Genomic DNA, 2,618 nt, shown 5'->3' with positions numbered 1-2,618 from the left:
CCTACACAAAAACAACAAATAAAACTGGAATAGCAACATTGGAAGTTAGTCTGGATGCCGGAAAATATACAATTACAACACAATATGTAGGATTAACCTCCAAAAATAAAATAACTGTAAATAAAGTAATTAAACCCACTAGATTTATGCATACAACCCTTATTCCAGACTACGTCAATGTAACTTTAGACCATGTATTTGAAAATTCCGCATACTCAATAAAAACCGGACTGAATGGAATTATAAAGATGCCTAAAAACGAGATTTTTTCTATAAAAATAGGTGATAAGAGCTATTTATTTTCAAATACGAGAATTGATGGTGTTAATTTAACAGTTATAGGATACAAAAGTCACTTAATACCTTTTGATGGTGGTGAAATCAAAAGTGATAAAAATAAAAGCAAACTAAAAGAAAACGGAATAATAATTTCAAGAACAAACGGCTTTACAGAAATTGACTACCAATCAAATACAATCGATAATGTTGAGTTGTTCGGATTTTATGCAGATAAAAGCTCACAAAACAGTGAAACATTAACGTATGTGCAAAATGATAAAATAACCGCAAAAGTAACCTTTTTTACTCAAAGCTATGATGAATTGGGCGTGAAATACAGCTTAGGGAAATTTTACCAAAAAACAATCTATGACTTCAACTACAAAAGCTATGATGAAATTACACGGCATAACACGGCATCAATACGATTTACCAACACCAATAAACCTGTGACATTCAGTTATTTTGGAAAAAGCATTGCAGGTTATGTATCCAAAGAAAATATCATAACCCGATTCACTGTAAATGGGCATCAAGAACTTGAAAAACAGGAAACAATTAGCTATGGTCTTGCAGACAAATATCGGAGAAATTTAGGCTTTGAGATATTGCAGTCCTACAGTATAATGAATGAAAAGATTACAAAAGAAATTCTAAAATCATGGATTGGGAAAAATAAACTTTATTTAGACCTGTTTGGAGTGATGAATGTTTATGGAATGCATTTGGCAAGTCTTGAAACAGCATGGCTTGCAGATAAACTGGCAGACGAATATGCAAGCAAATTTGATGTGAAATGGACAAGAGGCCATACTGCAACTATTTTAGGCGGAATAAATCTAGAAGATACTTATCTGGACGTTTTAAATTCAGATATGGGAATGGACGTTAAAGGAAGTACAGACAATATTATTTCATTCAGGTTTATCAACTCTCTTCAATTGCCCAACCTTGAGGAATACAGCCTAGATGAGGTTTCAGCAAGATTCCTGAATTTCACAACCAATTCTCAGGACAATATGTACCGGGCAATAAACAATAACAAAGCAAGTTTGGCACAGTTAGGCGAAATGATATATGTTTTTGCACAAGACAACAGCAATTCAGCAATCATTGTCAATAACACTAGTGGAGTCGCCAGTGTCATTCAATCCCACAATAATATGACCTATAAAGGAGCATCAATATCTACAATTTGTGATTGCTGTAGTATTGGAGAAATTCCAAAAGACATCATTTCCGGAATCAACATGGCATTGGACTTATTTTCTCAGACAAAAACGAAAATAAGCGATTTATTGAATCAAATCCACCCCATGAGTAAAATGATATATAAGACCTTAACATTTATCGGAGGGAAAGTCATAAAAGGTGCTACAAAAGTAGGTTTAAGCATTTTAGGGACAATGGTTTTCATTCAGCAGACAGGAGTAGACGCCCGGGACGAATATTTTGATGAAAAGGACTGGCATACGCTGATGGATACAGTAACATTTACACGACCAGGATACAATCAGAATAAAAAAATCTACAATATTCCAAATAAAAAAGGAGGATATGATTATATTGAAGTTGAAATCAACAGTAATCTCAGTTTAAATAGAAATAATGCAAAATATATAAGTGAAGGGCAAACAAAGAAGTTAACAAAAGCTGAAACTTATAAATATTTCACAGAGGATAGCTGGACACCGTTTAATGTGCCCTCCAAATATTGGGATAAAAGCTGGAAGGTGAAATAATGAAAATTATTGATTCTTTTAAAAAGCAGCCACTGACAGTACAGATACTGGACATCGTATTCGCCATTTGCATCATATATGAATTTATACTGATAATGTTTGACAAACAGCTCAACGGGCCAATGTCACTGCTGATGCTGTTTATAATATTTGTAATTACCGTCCACGGATTAGGCAAGGGATTTGATGAATAGAACCGAAACAATTTTTTTGATAGCTGCAACGATATTGCTTTTGATATGCGTATCCACAATGCTTGAATATTCATTCATATTCATTTTCCTACTTGTCATAGCTATAATAGTGATAATAATGTCACTTTTTTCAAAATACAGTGAAAAATATAAAAATGATAGATTTTCCAAGATATTTTGCATTCTGGGAATAATTATTTTTGCAGCGTATTTTATTAATTCAGTTTATGCTGATTTTACAAACAATAAACCTGTAATTGACAGTTTACTGCTTGTAGTCCTATTTATGATTTCAATAGGTTTAGGATGGTTTTTTGAAGAAAAAAAAGATTTAAGTTAAAATAATTAATTTATTTTAACTATTTTAATTTTTTAAAGCTGAATAGCTTCCTGGACAACTTCA

2 protein-coding genes and 1 pseudogene are annotated in these 2,618 nt (G+C 32.4%); all 3 read left to right on the top strand.

Annotated elements, in window-relative coordinates:
- A pseudogene (locus tag ACJMLH_RS03010) lies at positions 1–2,021 on the top strand (hypothetical protein); the annotation flags it as partial.
- Positions 2,021–2,215, top strand: a complete 195-nt coding sequence (locus ACJMLH_RS03005) for a hypothetical protein (protein WP_405274594.1) — start codon at positions 2,021–2,023, stop codon at positions 2,213–2,215. The pseudogene ACJMLH_RS03010 and the gene ACJMLH_RS03005, both read left to right, overlap by 1 nt.
- On the top strand, positions 2,208–2,555 hold the full coding sequence (locus ACJMLH_RS03000; protein WP_405274592.1) for a hypothetical protein: 348 nt from the start codon (positions 2,208–2,210) through the stop codon (positions 2,553–2,555). Before ACJMLH_RS03005 ends, ACJMLH_RS03000 begins: the two co-directional genes overlap by 8 nt.
- Positions 2,556–2,618 lie beyond the last annotated feature (63 nt).

The sequence above is a fragment of the Methanobrevibacter sp. genome (assembly GCF_045116495.1).
Taxonomy (GTDB): domain Archaea; phylum Methanobacteriota; class Methanobacteria; order Methanobacteriales; family Methanobacteriaceae; genus Methanocatella.
This window is presented reverse-complemented; position numbering and strand designations above follow the sequence as displayed.